The sequence below is a fragment of the Citrobacter freundii complex sp. CFNIH2 genome, assembly GCF_002880615.1.
GTDB lineage: Bacteria > Pseudomonadota > Gammaproteobacteria > Enterobacterales > Enterobacteriaceae > Citrobacter_A > Citrobacter_A amalonaticus_F.
Genome location: NZ_CP025757.1, coordinates 5,085,657 through 5,110,215 on the forward strand (window position 1 = coordinate 5,085,657; position 24,559 = coordinate 5,110,215).

The following is a 24,559-nucleotide window of genomic DNA, read 5'->3' on the forward strand; positions in this document are numbered from 1 at the left end:
GTGATTGTAGGCCGGATAAGCCGTTTACGCTGCTATCCGGCAATCCGATAACCGCTACCCCAGATCCGCCATCAGCACTTTGGATTTCCGCTGATAGTTGTACATCTCTTTCTTGCTTTCCGGCAGCAGGTCGATATCCACCGGCGTGAAGCCGCGTTCCTGGAACCAGTGAATGCTGCGGGTCGTCAGGACGAACAGCTTGCTCAGGCCAATCTGCTTCGCCTGGGCGGCGATCCGCTCCAGTAACACTTCTCCTCTCGAAGAACTGCGGTAGTCCGGATGGACAGCCACGCAGGCCATTTCGCCGATTTTCTCTTCCGGGAAGGGGTACAGCGCGGCACAGGCGATGGTCATGTTATCGCGCTGGATAATGGTGAACTTGTCGATCTCCATTTCCAGTTGTTCGCGTGAACGACGCACCAGAATGCCCTGCTGTTCCAGCGGGCGGATCAGCTCCAGGATCCCGCCGATATCATTAATGGTGGCGCGGCGGATCTGCTCGGCGCTTTCCATCACAATTTGTGTCCCGATACCGTCGCGCGAGAACAGCTCCTGCAACAGCGCGCCATCTTCCTGATAGCTGATCAGGTGACAACGACGGACGCCGCTGCGACAGGCTTTCACCGCGCCACGCAGAAAGCGTACGGTACCCGAGTTATAATCGCCTTTTTCTTCCTGTGCTTCTACGCGCGCCTGCGCTTCGTTCGGGAACAGTTCGGAGACGATATCGCCGTCGTCGTTAGTTACCCCCTGTGAAGAGCAGAAACCGATCATCTTTTCCGCTTTCAGTTTGATCGCCAGCTGCGTGGCGATCTCTTCCGAGGTCAGGTTAAAGCTCTCGCCGGTGACAGACACCGCAACAGGGCCCATCAGCACAATGGCGCCACTGTCCAGTTGACGATGGATCGCCTCTTCATCGATGCGACGGATACGTCCGCTGTGGCAGTAATCCACACCGTCATCGACACCCAGCGGCTGCGCAATGATAAAGTTGCCGCTGACCACGTTGATATGCGCGCCCTGTAGCGGCGTATTGTTCAGGCTCATCGACAGGCGAGCGGTGATATCCAGTTGCAACGTTCCCGCCGCCTGCTTTACCAGCTCCAGCGTTTTGGCGTCGGTGACGCGGGTATTTTTGTGATACATCGGCTCATGGTGATGGATGACGAGGTTGGCGTCGATTTGCGGACGCGCGCCATAAACCACCACCAGGCGAATGCCGAGGCTGTGAAGAAGCCCAATGTCGTTGACGATGCTGGAAAAGTTTTCATGCTCAATGGCTTCGCCGCCGAGCATAATGACAAACGTTTTTCCCCGATGGGTATTGATATAGGGAACAGAATGGCGGAATCCCTGTACCAGTTCGGTTCTACGCTCCTTCACCACGGCATATCCTCATTGCATGATTATTCGTAATTAGTGTATTTTTATTCTGTTTTTCCGCCGCGCGCAAGTGCAAATTTTGACCCTGACAAAGTTTTTTCTCAGTAATACCGTGAATACAATAACAATGTTTACCCTTTTATAGATGACAGATTATGCGTCATTCGTTAAAGTTTCCGGTCAATTTAGACGTTTACTATCTCATCACCAATACGTTTTATTTTGCTCGGGAGAAGCATGTCAGGATCCAATCCACCTATTAGCCGCCGTCGTTTACTGCAAGGGGCGGGCGCCATGTGGCTATTGAGCGTCAGTCAGGTCGGTCTGGCTGCGGCCAGTCAGGTCGTTGCGGTTCGTATTTGGCCAGCGTCCAGTTACACCCGTGTGACGGTGGAATCGAATCAACAGCTGAAGTACAAACAGTTTGCGCTGAGCAACCCTGAACGCGTGGTGGTGGATATTGAAGGTGTGAACCTGAATTCCGTGCTGAAAGGCATGGCGGCGCAAATTCGCCCCGACGATCCTTACATCAAGTCGGCGCGCGTGGGGCAGTTCGATCCGCAGACCGTGCGCATGGTATTTGAACTGAAGCAAGACGTGAAGCCACAGCTGTTCGCGCTGGCGCCGGTGGCTGGGTTTAAAGAGCGTCTGGTGATGGATCTCTATCCGGCTAATGCGCAGGATATGCAGGATCCGCTGCTGGCGTTGCTGGAAGATTACAACAAAGGCGATCTTGATAAGCAGGTGCCGCCCGCGCAGAGTGGGCCTCAGCCAGGCAAAGCGGGGCGCGATCGTCCGATTGTGATCATGCTCGATCCGGGACATGGCGGTGAAGATTCTGGTGCCGTCGGTAAATACAACACGCGTGAGAAAGATGTGGTGTTGCAAATCGCCCGGCGACTGCGCGCGTTAATCGAGAAAGAAGGCAACATGAAGGTCTACATGACGCGGAATGAAGACATTTTCATTCCGCTGAAGGTGCGCGTGGCGAAAGCCCAGAAGCAGCGTGCGGATCTCTTCGTCTCGATTCATGCGGATGCGTTCACCAGCCGGCAGCCCAGCGGTTCATCCGTGTTTGCGCTGTCGACCAAAGGGGCGACCAGTACGGCAGCGAAATATCTGGCGCAAACGCAGAACGCCTCGGATTTGATCGGCGGCGTGAGCAAAAGCGGCGACCGCTACGTCGACCACACCATGTTCGACATGGTGCAGTCGCTGACCATCGCCGACAGCCTGAAGTTTGGTAAAGCGGTGCTCAACAAACTCGGCAGGATTAACAATCTGCATAAAAATCAGGTGGAACAAGCCGGGTTTGCGGTGCTGAAAGCGCCGGATATCCCGTCGATTCTCGTTGAAACGGCGTTTATCAGTAACATCGAAGAAGAGCGGAAGCTGAAAACCGCAACCTTCCAGCAGGAAGTAGCAGAGTCGATTCTGGCGGGGATTAAAGCGTACTTCGCCGATGGGGCGACGCTGGCGAGAAGGGGATAATAAAAAAGCGCTGAAAAGCGCTTTTTTTACGGACCGCAGAAACAAAAAAACACCCGTTAAGGTGTTTGATATTGGTTGCGGGGGCCGGATTTGAACCGACGACCTTCGGGTTATGAGCCCGACGAGCTACCAGGCTGCTCCACCCCGCGTCCGTCATTCTGCTGTGCATTTTAAGCTGCTTTGCAGAAGCATGTACTGCATCAAAATTTGATTGGTTGCGGGGGCCGGATTTGAACCGACGACCTTCGGGTTATGAGCCCGACGAGCTACCAGGCTGCTCCACCCCGCGTCCGTCATTCTGCTGCGCATTTTAAGCTGCTTTGCAGAAGCATGTACTGCATCAAATTTTAATTGGTTGCGGGGGCCGGATTTGAACCGACGACCTTCGGGTTATGAGCCCGACGAGCTACCAGGCTGCTCCACCCCGCGTCCGTGGATGCGCACTATACTCTGCTAACATTTTCATGCAACCCTTTTTTCACCTGGATCACGGTTTCGGGATGAAAATGAACAAAAACAAGGCATTTCAGTTTAAATAATGTGCAAAATTTGCGTCTGGGCAGCGGTGCTCGTTTCAATAGCGGGCCGGGTTTGTTATCTTCATGGCGCATGATTTACAGCTAAAAGAAGAGAACAATGAAAGGACGTTGGGTAAGTTACCTTCTCATGGGCGCGGTGGTTGCAATGCTGGCTGCCTGTTCCTCTAAACCAACCGATCGCGGACAGCAGTATAAAGACGGGAAGTTTACCCAGCCTTTCTCACTGGTGAACCAGCCGGATGCCATCGGTGCACCGATCAACGCCGGCGATTTTGCCGAGCAGGTCAATCAGATCCGCAGTGCTTCTCCGCGTCTGTACGGCAATCAAAGCAATGTCTATAACGCTGTGCAGGACTGGCTGCGCGCCGGTGGCGATACGCGTACTATGCGCCAGTTTGGCCTCGACGCCTGGCAGATGGAAGGCGCCGATAACTACGGCAACGTGCAGTTTACCGGTTACTACACGCCGGTGATCCAGGCGCGCCATACGCGTCAGGGCGAGTTCCAGTACCCCATCTATCGCATGCCGCCGAAGCGCGGTCGCCTGCCGTCTCGCGCCGAGATTTACTCCGGTGCGCTAAGCGATAGCTATATTCTGGCGTACAGCAACTCTCTGATGGATAACTTCATCATGGACGTGCAGGGCAGCGGCTATATCGACTTTGGCGACGGCTCCCCGCTGAATTTCTTTAGCTATGCCGGGAAAAACGGGCATGCCTATCGCAGTATCGGTAAAGTGCTGATCGATCGCGGCGAAGTGAAGAAAGAAGATATGTCGATGCAGGCGATTCGCCACTGGGGCGAAACGCACAGTGAAGCGGAAGTGCGTGAGCTGCTGGAGCAGAATCCGTCATTCGTCTTCTTTAAACCGCAATCTTTTGCCCCGGTGAAAGGTGCCAGTGCCGTACCGCTGATTGGTCGCGCATCGGTGGCCTCTGACCGCAGTATTATTCCGGCAGGCACCACGCTGCTTGCCGAAGTTCCGCTGCTGGACAACAACGGGAAATTTAACGGGCAGTATGAACTGCGCCTGATGGTGGCGCTGGATGTCGGCGGGGCGATTAAAGGCCAGCACTTTGACATTTACCAGGGCATCGGGCCAGACGCCGGACACCGCGCAGGCTGGTATAATCACTATGGTCGCGTGTGGGTGCTGAAAAGCGCACCGGGCGCAGGTAACGTGTTTAGCGGCTAATTGCCGGATGGCGCTTCGCTTAGCCGGCCTACATCATCAAGTAGGCCTGATAAGGCGCAGCCGCCAGCAGGCAGTCATACCGTTCGATATTAATGAATTTGAGGTGTTATGTCTGTGGTTATCAGTGATGCCTGGCGTCAGCGTTTTGGCGGCACCGCGCGTCTGTATGGTGAAAATGCGCTACAGCTGTTTGCCGATGCGCATATCTGCGTGGTTGGGATTGGCGGCGTCGGTTCCTGGGCGGCAGAAGCGCTGGCGCGAACCGGGATTGGTGCGATTACGCTCATCGATATGGATGACGTTTGTGTGACGAACACTAACCGCCAGATCCATGCGCTGCGCGATAATGTCGGGCTGGCAAAAGCCGAGGTGATGGCAGAACGTATCCGCCAGATTAACCCCGAGTGCCGGGTGACGGTTGTCGATGACTTTGTTACGCCGGATAACGTTGCAGAATATATGAACGCAGGTTTCTCGTATGTCATTGATGCGATTGACAGCGTGCGGCCAAAAGCGGCGCTGATTGCGTACGGTCGGCGTAATAAGATCCCGCTGGTGACGACCGGCGGCGCGGGTGGACAGATCGATCCGACGCAGATTCAGGTCGTCGATCTGGCGAAAACGATTCAGGATCCGCTGGCGGCGAAACTGCGTGAACGGCTGAAAAGTGATTTTGGCGTCGTGAAAAACAGCAAAGGAAAACTCGGCGTCGACTGCGTGTTTTCAACGGAAGCGCTGGTGTATCCGCAGTCTGATGGAAGTGTGTGCGCCATGAAGGCGACGGCGGAAGGACCCAAACGGATGGATTGTGCGTCGGGGTTCGGCGCCGCAACGATGGTTACCGCCACGTTCGGTTTTGTGGCAGTATCCCATGCTTTGAAAAAGATGATGGCAAAAGCGGCGCATCAGGGCTGAGATTGTTTTGCACGATGCATTGCGTCGCAGGCCGGATAAGACGAGTCAGTGTCGTCATCCGGCAGCGTGAGCCGCGTCGACGATAGCCTCATTGAGCGCCGCCAATCCCTGACTGCGCGACGCGCTGAGCTGAGTGCGTAATCCCAGTTCATCAAACAAGGCCAGCGGCGAATGGGCCAGAAGTTCCGCCGCCGTTTTCCCTTCTGCGGCGGTCAGTAATACCGCCAGCAGTCCGCGCACGATGCGACCTTCACTGTCGCCGAAAAAGTGCAGCGTGCCCTTTTCAGAGCGCGTATATCCCAGCCAGACGCGATTTTCGCAGCCAGCGATCTCTTTAGCCTGCGCTTTGAGATCGTCGGGCAGCGCCGGAAGCTGTTTACCGAGCAGAATCAGTTGCCGATATTTGTCTTCCCACTGGGTCAGCGGGAGAAAGGTATGACGCAACGTCTCTTCGGTTACGGTCGTGCCAAACGGGTGTCCGGCAAACATTGGGCTAGTCATTAATCCACCAGTATTTCCAGGGCGCGATCAACGGCGTTGATCAACGCATCCACATCACTTTGGGTATTATACGGCGCAAATGAGGCACGTAGCGTACCCGAGACGCCAAGTTCAGCCAGCAGTGGCTGCGCGCAGTGCTGACCGGCACGGAGCGCGATACCATATTCCGCCAGCAGGGTGACCATATCGCTATGGTGAACACCGGCAAAATCAAAGGCCAGCAGACTGGAGTCCTGACAGCGAAATGAACGGAACCCCGGACGCTGAGCCAGCGCCTCTTCCGCCAGCGTAGCCAGTCCGCGACTCCAGCTTTCCGCCTGGATGATGTCAACATCGGCCAGCCATTCCAGTGCGGCGCTCATGCCAATCACGCCAGCGACGTTAGGGGTACCTGCTTCCAGCTTCCATGGTGCGGCCTGGGTGGTGAAGCCCTCGAAGCTGACTTCGTTGATCATCTTACCGCCACCGAGCCAGGGCGACATGGCCTCCAGCAGCGCCGGTTTGCCGTAAAGCACGCCGATACCGGTTGGACCGTACAGCTTATGGCCAGAGAAGGCGTAGAAATCGATATCGAGCGCCTGGACATCTGCCGGGAAATGGACGGCACCCTGCGCGCCATCCACCATCACTACCATGTCTGCGGCATGGGCGAGGGTAATGGCACGGGCTAAGTCCGGGCAGCCGCCGGTGACGTTCGACATCTGCCCCAGCGCGAGAATTCGGCTGCGCGGGGTGATGATTTCTGGCAGACGTTCGACATCAGGCAGGTGTTGGGCGTTGAGCGGCAGCTTGACCACTTTCGCCCCGGTTTGCTCCGCGACCATCAGCCATGGCACGAGATTCGCGTGATGCTCCGCGACGCTGACGATGATCTCATCGCCCGGTTGCAGGCGAGGGCGGGCATAGCTCTGCGCCACCATATTGATGGCCTCCGTGGTGCCCCGGGTCCAGACGATGGTTTTGTCATCTGGCGCATTCAGCAAACGCGCCACTTTCTCCCGTGCGGCCTCATAGCGCGCGGTCAGGCGCTGGGCCTCGGCGAACTGGCTGCGATGGACGTTGCCAGCGCTCAGACTATAGAACTGCCGGGTCGCCTCGATAACGGCCTGCGGTTTAAGGGCCGTCGCGGCGCTATCCAGATAGACGCCCGCGTCAGCGAGTGCCGGAAATTGCGCGCGAAACTGCGCGGGATTGAAAGCGTTCATGGTATTCCTCGGTTCAGTAACCCGATCGTGGCGCAAATTGGTCGTTGATTCAAGACGTGTACGGTCTCCAGGAATTTTCTGGATGTTGTGGCGAAATCAGACCAGTAGCTTATGCTGAATTATGTTAGGTAAATATTTATGCCTGTTACAGAGTACGTTTTAAATAGAATAAACAGCTTTAAGGAGAAAAAGATGAAAAAGACTGCCGCAATTATCTCTGCATGTATGCTGACTTTTGCCCTGAGCGCCTGTTCCGGTCCGAACTACGTGATGCACACTAATGACGGGCGTAGCATCGTCGCGGACGGTAAGCCGAAAACCGATGATGAAACCGGGATGATTTCGTACAAGGACGCTAATGGCAACAAACAGCAGATCAATCGTACCGATGTGAAAGAGATGGTCGAGTTGGATCAATAGCCGGTAGAGAGTAGGTAAAAAAAAAGCACCGCAAATTGGCGGTGCTACATTAATCACTATGGACAGACAGGGTAAATGTACAGGAAGTGAAAAAGGGTAGCGTTGCTACCGTGGTCTGAATCGCAGACCAATTGCAAACACAACAACACAACATCACAACCGTAAGCCAAAAGCCCACCAGAACACGCATTCCGGTAAAACTTTTCGTTCCGGCTCAGGAAGTGCCGCCACTATAGGTATTTGCTGGTAGTTCCTCAACGGACAAATTATAATGGCTCAGATTAAAAAAACTAATAGGTTACATGGTGTAGCCTAATTGTTAAATTCTTTTAACATCAAAGTTTAAAAGCCATGTCAAAACGACTTCCACCTCTGAACGCACTACGTGTTTTTGATGCCGCCGCACGGCATCTGAGCTTCACCCGCGCAGCAGAAGAGCTTTTTGTGACGCAGGCCGCAGTAAGCCACCAAATCAAGTCACTTGAGGATTTTTTGGGACTTAAGCTGTTTCGCCGACGCAACCGTTCTCTTCTTCTTACCGAAGAAGGACAGAGCTACTTTCTCGACATAAAAGAGATTTTTTCGCAATTAACCGACGCGACGCGTAAACTTCAGGCGCGGAGTGCAAAGGGGGCGCTGACGGTCAGTTTATTGCCCAGTTTTGCGATTCAGTGGCTGGTGCCCCGACTCTCTAGCTTTAACTCAGCTTATCCGGGAATTGACGTCAGAATCCAGGCGGTGGACCGTCAGGAAGACAAACTGGCGGACGACGTCGACGTGGCGATCTTTTATGGCCGCGGTAACTGGCCTGGACTGCGCGTAGAGAAATTGTACGCCGAATATCTGCTGCCGGTCTGTTCACCGCTGCTGCTGACAGGTGAAAAGCCCCTGAAATCGCCAGAGGATTTGGCTTCGCATACTTTGCTGCATGATGCCTCGCGTCGTGACTGGCAAACCTATACGCGACAGCTGGGGTTAAATCACATCAACGTCCAGCAGGGACCTATCTTTAGCCACAGTGCGATGGTGCTGCAGGCCGCGATTCACGGACAGGGCGTGGCGCTGGCGAATAACGTGATGGCGCAGTCAGAAATTGAAGCGGGACGACTGGTCTGCCCGTTTAATGATGTACTGGTCAGTAAAAACGCATTTTATCTGGTTTGTCATGACAGTCAGGCAGAACTGGGTAAAATAGCCGCCTTCCGTCAGTGGATACTGGCGAAAGCGGCCACGGAACAAGAGAAATTCCGCTTTCGTTACGAACAATAACTTACGTAGGGTATTACCATGACCAGCCGTTTTATGCTGATTTTTGCCGCTATCAGTGGCTTTATTTATGTCGCTCTGGGTGCTTTCGGTGCGCATGTCCTGAGCAAAACCCTCGGTGTGGTTGAAATGAGCTGGATCCAGACCGGCCTGCAATATCAGGCGTTTCATACGCTGGCGATCTTCGGGCTGTCGGTTGCGATGCAACGCCGGATCAGTATCTGGTTTTACTGGAGTAGCGTTTTCCTCGCGCTAGGAACGGTGCTGTTTAGCGGCAGCCTGTATTGCCTGGCGCTGTCTCATCTGCGCCTGTGGGCGTTTGTTACCCCTGTCGGCGGCGTCAGCTTCCTGGCAGGTTGGGTGCTGATGTTAATCGGCGCCATCCGTTTGAAGCGTAAGGGCGTAGTTCATGAATAAGGTTGTGTTGTTGTGTCGCCCGGGCTTTGAAAAAGAGTGTGCCGCAGAAATTACCGATAAAGCAGGGCGTCGGGAGCGTTTCGGTTTTGCTCGCGTCAAAGAAAATGCGGGCTATGTCATCTATGAGTGCTATCAGGCCGAAGACGCCGAAAAAATTATCAGCGAGCTGCCGTTCAGTTCGCTGATTTTTGCCCGTCAGTGGTTTGTGGTGGGCGAGTTACTCCAGCACTTGCCGCCGGAAGATCGCATTACGCCGATTGTCGGTATGTTGCAGGGTGTGGTGGAGAAGGGTGGCGATCTGCGCGTGGAAGTGGCGGATACGAACGAAAGCAAAGAGCTGATGAAGTTTTGCCGCAAATTTACGGTGCCGCTGCGAGCCGCGCTGCGCGACGCCGGTGTGCTGACGAATTATGAGACGCCGAAACGCCCGGTGGTGCACGTCTTCTTTATCGCGCCAGGCTGCTGCTATACCGGCTACTCGTATGCCAGTAATAACTCGCCGTACTATATGGGCATTCCACGCCTGAAGTTCCCTGCCGATGCGCCCAGCCGCTCGACGCTGAAGCTGGAAGAAGCGTTGCACGTGTTTATTCCGCAAGATGAGTGGGATGAACGTCTGGCAAACGGGATGTACGCGGTGGATTTAGGCGCCTGTCCCGGCGGCTGGACTTATCAACTGGTTAAACGCAACATGTGGGTGTATTCGGTCGATAACGGCCCGATGGCGCAAAGTCTGATGGATACCGGACAGGTCACCTGGCTGCGCGAAGACGGCTTTAAGTATCGCCCCAACCGCAACAACATCTCGTGGATGGTGTGCGATATGGTTGAGAAGCCGGCGAAAGTGGCGGCGCTGATGGCGCAGTGGCTGGTCAACGGCTGGTGTCGGGAAACCATCTTTAACCTCAAGTTGCCGATGAAAAAGCGCTACGAAGAGGTCTCGCAGAACCTGGCCTATATTCAGGCACAGCTTGATGAGCATGGCGTGAATGCGCAGATTCAGGCGCGGCAGTTGTATCACGACCGTGAAGAAGTGACGGTACACGTGCGTCGCCTGTGGGCCGCAGTAGGTGGACGTCGCGACGAGCGCTAACTCGCGCCATTGCAGACCTGATGCTCTGTGTTGATCAGGTCTGCAACCCGTTCCTGTTAGCCGTTATGACTATGGTGCGTCCGACACAATATGCGTTACGTCATCCAGATGGCCGAGCCGGGCTTCTCCTGAGCGATTGAATTTGCTCTTGTCGATCAGCAATAACGACTGCGACGCGCGTTTCAGCAGGACTGATTTGAAGTCCGCATTGAAGGTGCTGGAATCCCACAGTGCGCCGTGGCGGTCGATCCCTTCGCAGGAAAAAATGAACAGATCGACATCAAGAAATTTGAGCTGTGAAATGAGCGCAGGGTTGACGTAGCAGCCGTGCTTGCGCTCCAGCCTGCCGCCAGAACTGATGAGCTGAAGTTGTTGGCGTTTGCCGAGCTCCTGACAAATCGGCTGGCTATTGGTAAAAACTTGTATATTGATATCCGGCAGTTGTCGCGCCAGATACCAGCAGGTGGAACTGGCATCCAGCGCAATCACCATACCTTCTTCAATCCAGCTCAGCGCCTTTCGGGCAATATCGGCTTTGTGCGCGAAATGGCTCTTCAGGCGAATATGAAAGGGATCGCCACTGTCCGGGTTTTCCCGCTCGATCCCTTTTACTCGCCCGTGGTTGCGCAGGACTTTCCCCTGTGTCTGCAGTTCACTGAGATCGCGGCGAATGGTCTCTTTGCTGACGTTGAGCTGAACGGCCAGTGCTTCGGTAGTCAGGCTTTTATGCTGACTGAGCAGATCCACAATTGTCTGCTGACGTGCCGCTTTCATCTCTTCTTACCTCTCAATCAAATGCCCTGACCGCGATTGAGATTACGGTGTTACCCCTTTTTTTAAAAGAATATTCCCGTACTTTGCGCGCTCGCCGGTGATGACAATGGCAAAGGCCTTTTGCGCGCGGGCGTAGAAGGCGAAACGATCGATTCGCGCGATCTCCGGGCATGGCGCCTGTAGGGAAAGCGCCTCGCGATAACGCGTTTCAACGTGCGGGTCGAGGGTATCGCCCTCGACGGCAGCCATCATCACCAGCGGTGGCGCATAGCTGTCGAGTTCAAACAGCGGGATCACGGCTTGCAGTAAGTCGCTGACGCTGAGACCATCCGCACGGATCACCTGTGGCCCCATGCTGTTCGCCGGGAAGTGCGCGTCTGAGAAAATGATCTCATCGCCGTGTCCCATTTGCGCCAGTACTTTAAGCAGCTCCGGCGAGATGAGTGGAGAAATCGTTTTAAGCATGCGAGATTCCTTTACTGTGCTTCAGGATAGAAATAACGGTACTGGTAGCGCACTTGTTCTCTGGCCTGTTGTGGACTGGAAAACGCACCGATGCCATACCAGCCGTACATCGCCGCGCCTGCAACGGTGGTTTCAGCGTCATCCAGCACTTTGATGGGGATCTCCAGGGTGTTGGCCTTAATCTGATTCCACAAGGTATTACGGCTTCCGCCGCCGACCAGCAGCAGTTCTGTGGCGTTGAACTGGCCAATTTTTTCCAGCGTATGCAGGTTATGTCGCAACTGGTCCGTTAATCCTTCCAGCGCCGCGCGATAGAAATGACCGCGGGTGGTATTCAGGGTGACGCCGCGCCAGCCTGCGTCCACAGAGGAGAGCAGCTCGCACTGCATCCGCACGCCATCGGCCCCGGCGGGAACCGCTTGTGCTTCCGCAATCAACGTTTGCCACGGGGTTTCGGGTGTCCACAGCAGCTTACGCACCCATTCAAGGATGCCGGAAGCAAGCCATTGCATCCCCGGATTGTAAAGTCCCGGCTGGCTGTCCAGTTCACAGGTTGAACCGGCATGTCTGCTTAGTAACGATGTATCGACCCTGGCGCTACGCACCATCAGGATTTCCCACGTGCCGGAAGAGAGAACCGGTTCATCTTGCCCCGCACCGGCGCCAAACAGCGCGAACTGGGTATCGTGTCCGGCAGAGATCACGGGAATTCCCGGCGGGAGACCGAGCATCGTTGCCATTGCGGGCTGCAACGAACCTACCTGTTCACCGGCTTCCACGAGTCGCGGGAAGAGCCGTCTCGGCAACCCTGCGGCCTGCAAGATATCGGCGCTGAAATCCCGCTGCTGAATATCCAGCATTTGGCTGGTGCCCGCCATGGTGATGTCAGTGGTGAATTCGCCGGTCAGGCGATGATTAATGAGTGAGGAGATAAACAGCCAGGCGTGGGCTTGATCCAGCCGTTGCGGGTGATTTTCTTTAAGCCAAATCAGCTTATATAAGGTGTTGAAGCTGAATGCGCCGACGCCGGAAAGGTTCTGCAACTGACGCGGCGGCATAACGCGGCTGATATTTTCCATTATCGCGGCAGTGCGCGGGCATTTCCAACTGATGACTGGGTAGAGCAATTCGCCGTTTTCATCGACCAGCGCACCGTCAACGCCAAAGGTGGTGACGGTGATACCGCATATCCGAAAGGCCGAGAGTTCAGCCGACAGCGTCCGACAGCACTGTGCGAAACGTTGCAGGATGGCGTCCAGCGACCACTGATGCCAGGCGTTGTTTTCCATGGCTTCCTCGCTGGCATTAGCAACCGCCGCGCGAGCAACGATGTGTCCCTGACGATCAACGGCAATGGCCCGCACGTTTGTCGCGCCACAGTCGAGAACCAGGATGATTTCATTTTTCATAATGACTCCCGTTGCCGGATGGCGCTGTGCCTGTCCGGCCTACGAGCCATTACCCGTAGACCAGATAAGATGCGCCAGCGTCACCATCAGGCAGTTACGCTATCCTTAACGTTTATACAGTGGCCCGTAGTTCTGACAGGCGCGATAATCCTGGCCTTCTGTGTCCATCCCGTGTGCGGCCCAGGCGGAAGGGCGGTAAATTTTCGCCTCTTCCACGTTGTGCATGCAGACCGGAATGCGCAGCATCGCGGCGAGGGTGATGAAGTCTGCGCCGACGTGACCGACGGTCAGCACGCCGTGGTTCGCCCCCCAGTTCGCCATGACGGAATAGACGTCGGAGAACGGTCCTTTACCGGTAAGACGTGGCGCAAACCAGGTGGTGGGCCAGCTCGAGTCGGTGCGTTTGTCGAGGGTGTCATGGACCTCTTTTGGCAACTCAACGCTCCAGCCTTCCGCAATTTGCAGCACTGGTCCCAAACCGTTGATGATGTTCACGCGGGTCATGGTGAACGGCACGCCGCCTTCGGTCAGGAAACGTGATGAATAACCGCCGCCGCGAAAATATTCATGGATCGCCGGACACCACTCGGTTGCCGCCAGGCAGGCGTCAGCCTCCTGCTGCGTGACCTCCCAGTGTGGTTTCATTGTCGGTTTTCCTTCGCTGTCACGCTGTTTACAGGTGCCATCCAGCGCGGCGGAACCGGAGTTGATCAGATGGATAATGCCGTGTTCTGCCCGTCCGGTCAGCGGCTGACCGGTTACGCGTTCAACTGCTTCTGGCGACCAGTAGGTTCGCACATCGGCAAAGACCTGCGCGGTGCCGGTCAACTGATGCCCCAGCAGCATGGCTACGCCGTTCAGGCTGTCGTTTTCGGTGGCGACAACAAACGGTTCGCGCACACCGTTCCAGTCAAAAGAACTGTTCAGCAGCGCTTCGGCGGTATCACCGTTGGGATATTGATCGGTCCAGTGACGTTGTCCCTGGAAGCCAGCGGCAATCGCGTTATAGCCGAGCGACTCTTCCACGCGCCCCATTTCCGCCAGCTTAGGGTTTCCTTGCATCATGTCGCGAATGCACATCGCCATCAGCAGGCTTTCCCGCAGGATTGCCCGGCTCTGTTCGGCGTTCCGTTGATACTGCTTCGCGTTTTTATCTTCACCGTAGCGGAAGTGTTTATCCGCCCACGCCAGCGCCATTTCCAGCTCGGCTTCGTCATAGATTTTTTGATCGATGCGGCGACGCAGTTCGGTCATATCGACGGACTGGACCTTCATTCCCAGCCAGGACTCAAAGAAATGATGATCGACGATGGAACCGGCGATCCCCATCGACACCCCACCCAGCGAGAGGTAACTTTTCCCCTTCATGCTGGCGACAGCGAGCCCTGCCCGGGCGAAGCGCAGCAGTTTTTCCTCAACGTCGGCAGGGATCGATGTATCTCCGGCATCCTGTACATCCTGGCCGTAGATGGAGAACGCCGGGATCCCTTTTTGGCTATGCGCCGCCAGTGCGGCAGCCAGGTAGACCGCTCCCGGACGTTCGGTACCGTTAAAACCCCAGATGGCTTTTGGGCGTAGGGGATCCATATCGATGGTTTCACTGCCGTAGCACCAGCACGGTGTGACAGTGATTGTCAGGCCGACGTTTTGACTGCTGAACTTTTCCTCACAGGCGGCGGATTCTGCCATTCCGGCGATACAGGTGTCGGCAATAACGCAGTCAACCGGAGTGCCACAGGCGTAGCGCAGTTTTTCTGTCAGCAGGGCGGCAGTGGCCTTTGCCATATTCATCGTTTGTGCTTCCAGTGATTCACGAACGCCCATTCGGCGTCCATCAATAACCGGACGAATACCAATTTTCGGCAGGCTGATCTTCTTCATTCGGGGTTCCTCATCTCACGTGTAGGCGTGCTGCTCAGGCGGATGACAGGGCACCACCACAGCAGTCGGCTGAAACAGGTAAATTTGCTAACTCGAGTTAGCTTAGGTATTGGCGTGTTTTTTACACAACTTTTTTCTGATGGGATTGTGAGGGGCTTCACGAGAAGTGGTTAAAATTCGATCTGCATCAAATAATTAAATGACAGTCAGATTTATTAAAGTATTTAAAATCAGATGATTATAAATAAATGTCTGTCCGGTATCACAGTTTTAACCCAAATGATTTGGCTATTTTTGGTGGCTAAAATAGCTTTAAAGGGCAATTCGCTAACTCGAGTTAGCAATATCTGGCAACATATCGACGTGACGTAAACGTGTTTTCAGGAAGTATTCACATTCATGGTGACGCTCGCTCCCTGAGAATGCACTTCGCCTGATTCACTGCCTGCAGTTTCTGATTATTGAGGAAAGCAGCAATGTCCGAAACATTTTTACAGATGAATCATATTACCAAACGCTTTCCCGGCGTATTAGCGTTGAGTAATGTGAATTTTACTCTTCGCAAAGGCGAAGTGCATGCGCTATTAGGCGAAAATGGCGCAGGCAAATCCACGCTGATGAAAATTTTGTCCGGTGTTTATCAACCGGATGAAGGGGATATTATATTTGAAGGGAAGCCTGTGTCATTCAGCGATCCGCTCAGCGCGCAGAATGCCGGGATTACTATTATTCACCAGGAATTTAATCTCTTTCCGGAATTAACCGTGGAAGAGAATATCTTTATCGGCAGAGAGTTTTGTAAAAATAACCGTTGGCGGCTGGATGAAAAACAGCAGCGACAGGCGGCAACTGAGATTTTGCAGAAATTAAACCTGAATATTTCGCCAGAAACGCTGGTGTCAGATCTGACCGTGGCGCAACAGCAGATGGTGGAAATCGCGAAAGCGATATCCGTCAATGCCAAAATCCTGATTATGGACGAACCCACGGCGGCGCTGACGGAAACAGAAATAGAAAGCTTATTCCAGGTGACCCGCCTGCTTAAAGCGCAGGGGACCGGGATTGTCTACATCTCGCATCGCCTGGAAGAGTTAGCGCTGATTGCCGATCGGGCGACGGTCATGCGCGACGGTCAATACATTGATACCGTTGATTATGAAACCGTGAAGATCAGTGAGCTGATTGCGATGATGGTCGGGCGCGAACTGGGGAATATCTATCCTCGCCGGGAAGCGCGGACGCATCAGGAGCCGGTGCTGGAGGTTAACGGCCTCACGCGCAAAGGCGTGCTCAATAACATCGACTTTACGTTGAACCGGGGCGAGATACTGGGTTTTGCCGGGTTGATGGGCGCCGGGCGTACGGAGCTGGCGCGAGCCATTTTTGGCGCCGATCCCATCGACAGCGGGACCATTAAGTTGAACGGTAAGGCCATCGAGATAAAAGGGATTTCTGACGCCATCGCGCAAGGCATTAGCTATTTAACGGAAGACCGTAAAAAAGAGGGACTGGCGCTTAATCTGTCCGTTGAGCGCAATATCATGTTGGGAAATTACCCTGAATATGCCGACCGTTTTGGTCACGTTGATTCTAAACGCTGCCAGCAAACAAGTGAAGAGCAGGTCAGGGCGCTCAGAATCAAAACGCCGCACCTTGAGCAGGCGGCCCTGAATTTGAGTGGGGGAAATCAGCAAAAAATTATTATTGCCCGTTGGGTGTGCAAAGATACCGATATTCTTATTTTTGATGAACCTACCCGTGGAATTGATGTCGGCGCTAAGCTGGAAATCTATGAATTAATGAATCGCCTCGTGGCAAAGGGGAAATCGATCATTATGATTTCTTCGGAATTACCGGAGGTGCTGGGTATGTGCGATCGTATCTTAGTCATGCGCAGTGGTCGTATTACCGGAGAATTAACTGCTGATAACGCCACACAAGAAAAAATCATGCAATATGCGACGTTAGAGGATTAAATCATGACCATCTCTGTAACCTCTTCAGACAGCAATAATAAGAAAATAAAAATTAATAAAGAACTTTTAATGCGCCTTGCGCCGCTTTTTAGCTTGATTATCCTGGTTGTGTTTTTCAGTTTCAGTTCGCCGTTTTTCTTTAATACCGAAAATATCATGACAATTGCGCTGCAAACGTCGGTTATCGGCATTATGGCCATTGGCGTAACGTTCGTGATTATTACCGCGGGGATCGACCTCTCTTTAGGATCGGTGGTGGCGTTTTCCGGCGTTGCGGTCGGCATTTGCGCGACGCTCGGACTTCCGTTGCCGGTCTGTATTTTAGCAGGCGTGCTGGCCGGAGGATTATGCGGCTACGTGAATGGCCTGCTGGTGACCAAAATGACGATTCCACCGTTCATCGCTACGCTGGGTCTGATGATGTCCGTCAGGGGAATTAACATGGTGATGACGGATGGGCGCGCCATCTATTTCGCCGATTATCCCACCTTCAAGCTGCTGGCGCAGGGACGTTTATTCGATGTGCTGCCATATCCCGTGTTCTATCTGGTGATTGTGGCGCTGGTTGCCGGCTATATCCTCAAGAAAACGGTAATTGGTCGCTATGTCTATGCCGTGGGCAGTAATGAAGTGGCGGCGCACCTTTCCGGGATCAAAGTTCAGCGCGTCAAAATCTTCGTCTATGCCTTCTGCGGTCTGCTGACTGGCATTGCCGGGGTGATTCTGGCCTCGCGTCTAAACTCCGGTCAGCCGACGGTCGGCGTCGGTTATGAACTGGAAGCCATTGCCGCAGTCGTGATCGGCGGCACCAGTCTGATGGGCGGAATTGGCACCATCGGCGGCACGATCATCGGTGCATTTATTATGAGCGTATTGAAAAACGGCCTGAACCTGATGGGGGTTTCTCAGTTCTGGCAAATGGTTGCGATGGGCATTGTGGTCGTCGCCGCTGTCTACCTCGATACGTTACGCAAAAAGATTCGTTGATTTACGCTCCCGGCAGTCACGGGGAATACTGACCCTGACGTTAAGGGTGACACACTCACAACGGAGTACAACAATGAAAACCAGGCATTTTGTCTATGCGTTATCCCTGCTGGCGTGCATCACTTCCAGTGCGTTAGCGAAAGATTTGAACCTTCCGGTCATCAGTAAAGGTTTCCAGCATGAATTCTGGCAAACCGTGAAAATGGGGACGGAAGCGGCGGCGAAAGAGCTGGGCGATAAAACCAGCTATGTCGGACCTGCGGACGAAACCCAGATTGCGGAACAAATTCAGTTGGTTGAAAACGCCATGGCGCAAAAGCCGAACGGCCTGCTGCTGGCGGCGCTGGATGCCAATGCGCTTGCTCCGCTGGTGGAAACGGCGAATTCGCGTGGCATTAAGGTTGTCACCTTTGACTCCGGCGTGAACTCGGATATTCCGGTTAGCTTCGTGGCGACCAATAACCGTAAAGCTGGCGCTGAAGCGGCGGATGCGCTGGCCGCGCAGGTGAACAATAAAGGTAAAGTCGGCATTATCGCTCACGTCGCCGGGACGTCATCCGCGATTGAACGCTCGGAAGGGTTCATTGCCCGCATGAAGGAAACGTATCCGGATATCAAGGTGCTGCCCGTGCAGTACAGTGATGGCGATCCGCAAAAAGCGATGGATAAGACTATTGATATGATTCAGGCCAACCCCGATCTGGCGGGGATCTATGGCACCAATGAGGGCTCAACGCTGGGCGTCGCCAACGCCATCGACAGCCAGAATCTGAAAGGGAAGGTGAAAGTCATTGGTTTCGACAGTACCGAAGCGATTATTCACTTCCTGAACACCGGCGTGATCCAGGGCTTTGTCGTCCAGGACGCTTATCAGATTGGTTACCAGGGGATTAAAACCCTGAATGCGGCGTTGTCCGGGCAAACGGTCGCGAAAGAGATCGATATCCCGGTGAAATTTGTGAGCGCCCAGAACATCAATACGCCGGAAATAGACAAGCTGTTACATCCTTTCGGCAAGAAATAAACCGGCAGGGGGCGGTGTCTTCGCCCCTGCTTACCTGGTGAGATCAACGGCGTGCGCTTAACCGACTGATGCGGTAAGACAAAAGTGTAAAATGCTTTTATGATTGTCAATTGACGCTTGGACGGTGACTGGGGCACATACATGGCTAAAACAGTAGAACAGATAGCCAGCGACCTGAATTTATCGGTGACAACCGTGAGACTGGTGCTAAACGGAAAAGCTGAACAGTATCGAATCAGCCTCAAAACGCAAACGCGTATTAATGAATATGTTGAGCGATATGGTTATGTGATTAACCATTCCGCCCGCAGTCTGAAGCTGAATAAAACGGATACGCTTGGCCTGATTGTTCCCAATATTTCTAACGTCTTCTTTGCCACACTGGCAGAGAAACTTGAGCAGCGCTGTCGTCGATCCGGTTATCAACTGATGATTAGCTGTACCTATGATGATGTCGATTACGAAAACAAAATCACCAAGGCGTTAATTGCCCGTAATGTGGACGGTCTTTTTATTGTCCCGTCAACGTTAGAAAACCAGCAGCATCATTTACGTCAGGTGAGAAAACCGATGGTATTGCTGGACCGTGATTTTAAATACACGGATAACGCGCTGGTGGAAAGTCACAATATTTCAGGCGGTGAACACTTAACCCAAAGTTTGCTGGATGCTGAAAAGTTACCGGTCTGGTTTCTGGTGGGTGATACCGGTTTGCCCAGTATCAGCGACCGTCTGACGGGTTACCTGAATGCGCTCAGTAAAAAAGGGATTCATCATCGTGACTGGGTGCGCGAAGGGCCGGTGAACACCCCGGAAGGGGGATACCAGATCATGCAGGCTTTGATCGACGAAGCAGGATGTCCGCAGGCGTTTATCGCCTCGTCATTACCGGTGCTGGAAGGGGCGGTAAGAGCCATTCGCGACCGTTTTGGCGTCATTCCGCCCGAGATCAATATCGGTACGTTTGACGAACACCCGATGCTGGGATTCCTGTCCAATAACGTGTGGTCAATGCAGCAGGATGAGAACGCCTGGGCGGAAAAAGCGTTCACTATGATGCTCAACGCCATCGAAGATCGCCCTGTTCATGAGACGGTAAAAGTTGAAATGAAATTAATTAAGCGCTTAAGACAAAAATAATACGCGCGACAAAAAGAGTGTTATCAGTCATTGAACCGAGTACCCCGGAGAACTGAGATGGAAAGAACTCGTTTATCTCGAGAAATTATTGAAACCTGTCTTGAAATGACGCGCCTGGGTTTAAACCAGGGGACGGCGGGAAATGTGAGCGCGCGTTATCAGGACGGTATGTTGATTACCCCGAGCGGCATTCCTTATGAACGAATGACCGAACAGATGATTGTCTACGTGGATAACGACGGCAAATACGAAGAGGGGAAATTACCGTCCAGCGAATGGCGTTTTCATCTGGCGGCTTATCAGACTCGCCCGGAGGCAAATGCCGTTGTGCATAACCACGCCATTCATTGTACCGCGGTATCTATTCTCAACCGGCCGATCCCGGCCATCCACTATATGATTGCGGCGGCGGGAGGGAATTCCATTCCCTGTGCGCCCTACGCCACTTTCGGCACCCGCGAACTCTCAGAACACGTGGTCGTGGCGCTGAAAAATCGCAAAGCCACGCTGCTGCAACACCACGGTTTAATTGCCTGCGAGGAGAACCTGCAAAAGGCGCTGTGGCTGGCGCACGAGGTGGAAGTGTTGGCGCAACTCTATATGAAGACGCTGGCGGTGATGGATCCGGTGCCGGTGTTATCCGATGAAGAGATAGCCGTAGTGCTCGAGAAGTTTAAAACCTACGGATTACGTATCGAAGAATAAGTGGCGGAGAACCGTCGCAGTTTGTGTGCCGGGTCGGACGGTCTGCGCCATCCGGCCCGCAATTCTACCGTGCCAGACGCAACTGTTGCAGGTTCCCGTCAAGCTGCAAATCGGTTTGTAACCGTGCGATATCACGGCATAAGAATGCCATCTCCTGGTGAGCCTCCAGCTTCTTGCGCCATTTTTCCGGCACGTCATCCAGATGTGCGTAGAGACCTTCCAGCGTCTGAAACTGTACCAACAGTTGGGTGGCGCTTTTCGGACCAATACCGGCGACGCCGGGTACTTTTGAACTGCTGATCCCCGCCAGTCCCCAGTAATCCGGCAACTGCTGCGGTTGAACGCCAAACTCTTTTTCAATGAATGGCGCATCCAGCCAGCGTTTCTGAAAGTAATCGCGAATGCGTAAAGTCGGGGAGAGCAACTGGCAATAGCCTTTGTCCGTTGACACGATAGTCGCCTGGTGGCCCGCTTGCGCGACTTTTACCGCCAGGGTTGCCGCCAAATCATCGGCTTCATTACCGCTCGACACCCAACACGCGACGCCTCGCTGTTCAAAAGCCGCGCGCAGGGCGGGCATCTCATTGTGCAGTTCATCCGGCATCGGTGGACGACCGGCTTTGTAGTCCGGAAGACGCTGGTGACGCCATCCGCTGTTACGTGCTTCATCATCAAACACCGCCACGGCGTGGGTGGGCTGGCTGTGGACAATCAGCTGGTCAAGCGCGTGCAGACAGGTCTCCACACAGGGAGAACCCTGAACGGCGTGGATCCGGCGAATTAAATTGAGCGCGTCGACGATGAGCAGATGGACAGCCACGGTGTTCTCCCTTACCAGTCAGCGTGTAGGGTAACATTCGGGACGAAATGAGGCGAGTGTTGCCGAGACGGCGACATCCGTAGGACTGATAAGCGTCACCCTATCAGGCAAAAAAGCCGGATAACGACGTAAACGCCTTATCCGGCCTACAGAACGGTCTTAATCGCAGGTGACGATCTTCATGGCCAGGCCGCCGCGAGAGGTTTCGCGGTACTTGGCGTTCATGTCTTTACCGGTTTCGTACATGGTTTCGATGACTTTATCGAGGCAAACGCGCGGTTCGCTGGTACGACGCAGGGCCATACGTGCCGCGTTGACCGCCTTGACGGACGCAATGGCGTTACGCTCAATGCACGGTACCTGAACCTGTCCAGCGACCGGATCGCAGGTCAGACCGAGGTTGTGTTCCATACCGATTTCCGCAGCAATGCACACCTGCATCGGGCTGCCGCCCAGCAGCTCAGCCAGACCGGCCGCCGCCATCGAACAGGCTACGCCGACTTCACCCTGACAGCCCACTTCCGCGCCGGAAATGGAGGCATTCATCTTGTACAGTGAGCCAATCGCACTGGCGACCAGCATGTAGCGTGCCAGCGAGTTAGCGTTCACTTCACGGATGAATTTGTCGTAGTAGGCGAGCACGGCCGGCACGATACCACAGGCACCGTTCGTCGGCGCAGTAACCACGCGTCCGCCAGCGGCGTTCTCTTCGTTTACCGCCAGAGCGAACATGTTGATCCAGTCAACGACCGCCATCGGATCGGTGGTGGTTTTGTCGCTGCTCACCAGCATACGACGTAGCGCCGCCGCACGGCGGGGGACGCGTAGTTTTCCTGGCAGGACGCCTTCGGTGGTGATGCCGCGCTCAATGCCGCCGCGCATGACTTCCCAGACGTTGGCAAAGTGCTGTTCCAGCTCTTCTTTGCTGTGCAATGCCAGCTCGTTTTGCATCATCAGGCCGGAAAGGGAAAGCCCGGTTTCCTGGCAGTGTTTTTGCAAATCGGCAGCCGATTTGTACGGATACGGTACGTTGACCGGCGCACTGTTCGGTAAACCGAAATGCTCTTCATCAACGATGAAACCACCGCCAATGGAGTAGTAAGTCTGGCTGTAGAGGACGTTATCGCCCGCCAGCGCGGTGATACGCATCCCGTTCTCGTGCAGAGACAGGTTATCGGCATGGAAATTCATGCACTTATCAACCGGGAACTCGACCTCATGCTGACCGTTCGCCAGCAGCAGTCGCCCGTGGGTGTTGACGTCCTGGATAAAGCTCGGGATGGCATCGATGTCGACGGTATCCGGCAGATTTCCCGCCAGACCCATGATAATCGCGATATCGGTGTGGTGGCCTTTACCCGTCAGCGACAGGGAGCCATACACATCCACCACCACGCGGGTGACATCCGTCAGAATATGGCGGGCAATCAGATCATCCGTGAATTGTTTGCCTGCTTTCATTGGTCCAACGGTATGTGAACTGGAAGGGCCAATGCCGATTTTGAAAATATCGAATACGCTAATCATAGGGCATCCATTGCGGTTATATCAGGGAGGAAGCGCCGCCCGAAAGCGGCGCTAAACAACTTAGCTGAACAGGGAGTAGAAAATCGCGGAGATAGCAATCAGACCCATCACGACAACAAACACGTTGCTGATGTGACCGCTGTATTTACGCATTGCCGGTACTTTCTGGATGGCGTACATCGGCATCAGGAACAGGATCATCGCGATGATTGGACCGCCCAGGGTTTCAATCATACCGAGGATGCTCGGGTTCAGGGTGGCGACAATCCAGGTCGTTACCAGCATGAACAGCGCAGTGATGCGGTTCAGTTTGTTGATTTCGATAGACTTGCCTTTACCGCGCAGAGACTTGATGACCATCCCGTTGAAACCTTCACGCGCGCCCAGGTAGTGGCCGAGGAAGGATTTGGTGATAGCAATCATCGCGATGATCGGTGCCATCCAGGCGATGACCGGCGCGTTAAAGTGGTTCGCCAGGTAAGACAGAATCGAGATGTTCTGATCTTTCGCTGCCGCCAGGTCTGCTGGCGTCAGGCTCAGTACGCAACTGAAGACGAAGAACATGACCGTCAGCACCATCATGATGTGAGCGAATGCCAGAATCTTCGAGCATTTTTTCTCTGCCGCGTCGCCGTACTCTTCACGCTTCGCCACTGCGAAGGAGGAGATAATCGGAGAGTGGTTGAAAGAGAACACCATTACCGGAATTGCCAGCCACAGGGTCATCCACAGACCGTTGCCGGTCGTAGCCGCAGAGTCAAAGGACAGGGTTTCCAGCGCGGCTCCGCTCCACTGTGGGATCAGGTACAGTGCCAGCAGCATCAGCGCGGCAACGAACGGGAACACCAGGATGCTCATCGCCTTCACGATCATCTGCTCACCGAAGCGAACGATAGTCATCATCCCGACAATCAGGATCAGCGACAGGATCGCACGCGGTGGCGGGGTGATGGCTAACTGGTGAGTCAGGAAGCTCTCAACCGTGTTAGTAATCGCGACGCTGTAAACCAACAGAATCGGGTAAATCGCGAAGAAGTACAGCAGGGTAATCAGTTTACCCGCGCCGATACCAAAGTGCTCTTCAACCACTTCTGTAATGTCTTCACCCGGATTTTTGCCGGACAGCACAAAGCGAGTCAGGCCACGGTGGGCGAAGAAGGTCATCGGGAAAGCGATAATTGCCATAATGATCAGCGGGATCATCCCACCGACACCTGCGTTGATTGGCAGGAACAATACGCCCGCACCGATAGCCGTGCCATAAAGGCCCAGCATCCACATGGTATCGGTCTTGCGCCATGCGCTTCGTGATTCAGTCGAAGCAATTGTGCTGGTTTGAATGGTTTCCATCTATTTCTCCTGGAGGAAGCTAAAAATCAGGAAAATGTTCCTGACCGTAAAACGAAATTCTTGCAGTGACGATTTT

General features: G+C 54.1%; 22 protein-coding genes and 3 tRNA genes. 12 read left to right on the forward strand and 13 right to left on the reverse strand.

Annotation, left to right across the window (positions count from 1 at the left end; all coding sequences use genetic code 11):
- Nucleotides 1–54: 54 nt before the first annotated feature.
- On the reverse strand, nucleotides 55–1,386 hold the full coding sequence (gene argA, locus WM46_RS24920; protein WP_102603661.1) for an amino-acid N-acetyltransferase: 1,332 nt from the start codon (nucleotides 1,384–1,386) through the stop codon (nucleotides 55–57).
- Between the two features lie 234 nt (nucleotides 1,387–1,620).
- Between argA and amiC the strand changes: the two genes are divergently transcribed.
- A complete protein-coding gene (gene amiC / locus WM46_RS24930) occupies nucleotides 1,621–2,874 on the forward strand; it encodes an N-acetylmuramoyl-L-alanine amidase AmiC (protein WP_102603662.1) in 1,254 nt (417 codons plus the stop codon).
- A gap of 72 nt (nucleotides 2,875–2,946) precedes the next feature.
- On the opposite strand, the gene WM46_RS24935 is transcribed toward amiC, so the two are convergent.
- The 3 genes from WM46_RS24935 to WM46_RS24945 form a co-directional block, all read right to left on the reverse strand.
- Nucleotides 2,947–3,023, reverse strand: a tRNA-Met gene (locus tag WM46_RS24935).
- 63 nt (nucleotides 3,024–3,086) lie between these two features.
- Nucleotides 3,087–3,163, reverse strand: a tRNA-Met gene (locus WM46_RS24940).
- Between the two features lie 63 nt (nucleotides 3,164–3,226).
- Nucleotides 3,227–3,303, reverse strand: a tRNA-Met gene (locus tag WM46_RS24945).
- A 207-nt stretch (nucleotides 3,304–3,510) separates the two neighbouring features.
- On the opposite strand from WM46_RS24945, the gene mltA reads away from it, so the two are divergent.
- Together mltA and tcdA are read left to right on the forward strand one after the other, a co-directional pair.
- Nucleotides 3,511–4,608 carry a murein transglycosylase A gene (gene mltA, locus WM46_RS24950; RefSeq protein ID WP_061075173.1) on the forward strand — a complete coding sequence of 366 codons (1,098 nt, stop codon included), beginning with the start codon at nucleotides 3,511–3,513 and terminating at the stop codon, nucleotides 4,606–4,608.
- Nucleotides 4,609–4,716: 108 nt separating this feature from the next.
- Nucleotides 4,717–5,523, forward strand: coding sequence for a tRNA cyclic N6-threonylcarbamoyladenosine(37) synthase TcdA (gene tcdA / locus WM46_RS24955; protein ID WP_102603663.1), 807 nt, complete (start codon nucleotides 4,717–4,719; stop codon nucleotides 5,521–5,523).
- A 54-nt stretch (nucleotides 5,524–5,577) separates the two neighbouring features.
- Here tcdA and csdE read toward each other — a convergent pair whose 3' ends face one another.
- Nucleotides 5,578–6,024, reverse strand: a complete 447-nt coding sequence (gene csdE / locus WM46_RS24960; RefSeq protein WP_061075171.1) for a cysteine desulfurase sulfur acceptor subunit CsdE — start codon at nucleotides 6,022–6,024, stop codon at nucleotides 5,578–5,580.
- Entirely contained in the window at nucleotides 6,024–7,229 is a 1,206-nt protein-coding gene (csdA, locus tag WM46_RS24965; RefSeq protein ID WP_102603664.1) for a cysteine desulfurase CsdA, read from the reverse strand. The genes csdE and csdA overlap by 1 nt, the downstream gene beginning before the upstream one ends.
- 192 nt (nucleotides 7,230–7,421) lie before the next feature.
- Between csdA and WM46_RS24970 the strand changes: the two genes are divergently transcribed.
- From WM46_RS24970 to rlmM, 4 genes are all read left to right on the forward strand, one after another.
- Nucleotides 7,422–7,649 carry a YgdI/YgdR family lipoprotein gene (locus WM46_RS24970; protein ID WP_042322452.1) on the forward strand — a complete coding sequence of 76 codons (228 nt, stop codon included), beginning with the start codon at nucleotides 7,422–7,424 and terminating at the stop codon, nucleotides 7,647–7,649.
- 351 nt (nucleotides 7,650–8,000) lie between these two features.
- Complete coding sequence (gcvA, locus tag WM46_RS24975; protein ID WP_102603665.1) at nucleotides 8,001–8,918, forward strand: glycine cleavage system transcriptional regulator GcvA; 918 nt, start codon at nucleotides 8,001–8,003, stop codon at nucleotides 8,916–8,918.
- Nucleotides 8,919–8,936: 18 nt separating this feature from the next.
- The gene (locus WM46_RS24980; protein ID WP_042999489.1) at nucleotides 8,937–9,332 is read left to right on the forward strand and encodes a DUF423 domain-containing protein; all 396 of its coding nucleotides are present in this window, start codon (nucleotides 8,937–8,939) and stop codon (nucleotides 9,330–9,332) included.
- Nucleotides 9,325–10,425, forward strand: coding sequence for a 23S rRNA (cytidine(2498)-2'-O)-methyltransferase RlmM (gene rlmM / locus WM46_RS24985; protein WP_102603666.1), 1,101 nt, complete (start codon nucleotides 9,325–9,327; stop codon nucleotides 10,423–10,425). The genes WM46_RS24980 and rlmM overlap by 8 nt, the downstream gene beginning before the upstream one ends.
- A gap of 69 nt (nucleotides 10,426–10,494) precedes the next feature.
- Here rlmM and fucR read toward each other — a convergent pair whose 3' ends face one another.
- The 4 genes from fucR to fucI all read right to left on the reverse strand — a co-directional run bounded on the left by fucR (nucleotide 10,495) and on the right by fucI (nucleotide 14,954).
- Nucleotides 10,495–11,199, reverse strand: coding sequence for an L-fucose operon activator (fucR, locus tag WM46_RS24990; RefSeq protein WP_102603667.1), 705 nt, complete (start codon nucleotides 11,197–11,199; stop codon nucleotides 10,495–10,497).
- A gap of 42 nt (nucleotides 11,200–11,241) precedes the next feature.
- Nucleotides 11,242–11,664 (reverse strand): L-fucose mutarotase, encoded by a 423-nt coding sequence (fucU, locus tag WM46_RS24995; RefSeq protein WP_061075155.1) that lies wholly within the window; start codon nucleotides 11,662–11,664, stop codon nucleotides 11,242–11,244.
- Between the two features lie 11 nt (nucleotides 11,665–11,675).
- A complete protein-coding gene (gene fucK / locus WM46_RS25000; protein WP_102603668.1) occupies nucleotides 11,676–13,073 on the reverse strand; it encodes an L-fuculokinase in 1,398 nt (465 codons plus the stop codon).
- A gap of 105 nt (nucleotides 13,074–13,178) precedes the next feature.
- Nucleotides 13,179–14,954 carry an L-fucose isomerase gene (fucI, locus tag WM46_RS25005; protein ID WP_102603669.1) on the reverse strand — a complete coding sequence of 592 codons (1,776 nt, stop codon included), beginning with the start codon at nucleotides 14,952–14,954 and terminating at the stop codon, nucleotides 13,179–13,181.
- Between the two features lie 476 nt (nucleotides 14,955–15,430).
- Between fucI and WM46_RS25010 the strand changes: the two genes are divergently transcribed.
- The 5 genes from WM46_RS25010 to fucA all read left to right on the forward strand — a co-directional run bounded on the left by WM46_RS25010 (nucleotide 15,431) and on the right by fucA (nucleotide 20,786).
- Nucleotides 15,431–16,930: a sugar ABC transporter ATP-binding protein gene (locus WM46_RS25010; protein WP_102603670.1), complete on the forward strand. Its 1,500-nt coding sequence runs from the start codon at nucleotides 15,431–15,433 to the stop codon at nucleotides 16,928–16,930.
- Nucleotides 16,931–16,933: 3 nt separating this feature from the next.
- Entirely contained in the window at nucleotides 16,934–17,917 is a 984-nt protein-coding gene (locus WM46_RS25015; protein ID WP_061075151.1) for an ABC transporter permease, read from the forward strand.
- 73 nt (nucleotides 17,918–17,990) lie between these two features.
- Nucleotides 17,991–18,941 (forward strand): ABC transporter substrate-binding protein, encoded by a 951-nt coding sequence (locus tag WM46_RS25020; RefSeq protein ID WP_102603671.1) that lies wholly within the window; start codon nucleotides 17,991–17,993, stop codon nucleotides 18,939–18,941.
- A 141-nt stretch (nucleotides 18,942–19,082) separates the two neighbouring features.
- Nucleotides 19,083–20,081 carry a LacI family DNA-binding transcriptional regulator gene (locus tag WM46_RS25025; protein ID WP_042999498.1) on the forward strand — a complete coding sequence of 333 codons (999 nt, stop codon included), beginning with the start codon at nucleotides 19,083–19,085 and terminating at the stop codon, nucleotides 20,079–20,081.
- 57 nt (nucleotides 20,082–20,138) lie between these two features.
- Nucleotides 20,139–20,786: an L-fuculose-phosphate aldolase gene (gene fucA / locus WM46_RS25030; protein ID WP_044264281.1), complete on the forward strand. Its 648-nt coding sequence runs from the start codon at nucleotides 20,139–20,141 to the stop codon at nucleotides 20,784–20,786.
- Nucleotides 20,787–20,850: 64 nt separating this feature from the next.
- Here the strand turns inward: fucA and xni are convergent, their stop codons facing one another.
- The 3 genes from xni to sdaC form a co-directional block, all read right to left on the reverse strand.
- A complete protein-coding gene (gene xni / locus WM46_RS25035) occupies nucleotides 20,851–21,606 on the reverse strand; it encodes a flap endonuclease Xni (protein WP_061075150.1) in 756 nt (251 codons plus the stop codon).
- A gap of 159 nt (nucleotides 21,607–21,765) precedes the next feature.
- Complete coding sequence (gene sdaB, locus WM46_RS25040; RefSeq protein ID WP_061075149.1) at nucleotides 21,766–23,133, reverse strand: L-serine ammonia-lyase II; 1,368 nt, start codon at nucleotides 23,131–23,133, stop codon at nucleotides 21,766–21,768.
- Nucleotides 23,134–23,193: 60 nt separating this feature from the next.
- Nucleotides 23,194–24,483, reverse strand: a complete 1,290-nt coding sequence (sdaC, locus tag WM46_RS25045; protein WP_061075148.1) for an HAAAP family serine/threonine permease SdaC — start codon at nucleotides 24,481–24,483, stop codon at nucleotides 23,194–23,196.
- Nucleotides 24,484–24,559 lie beyond the last annotated feature (76 nt).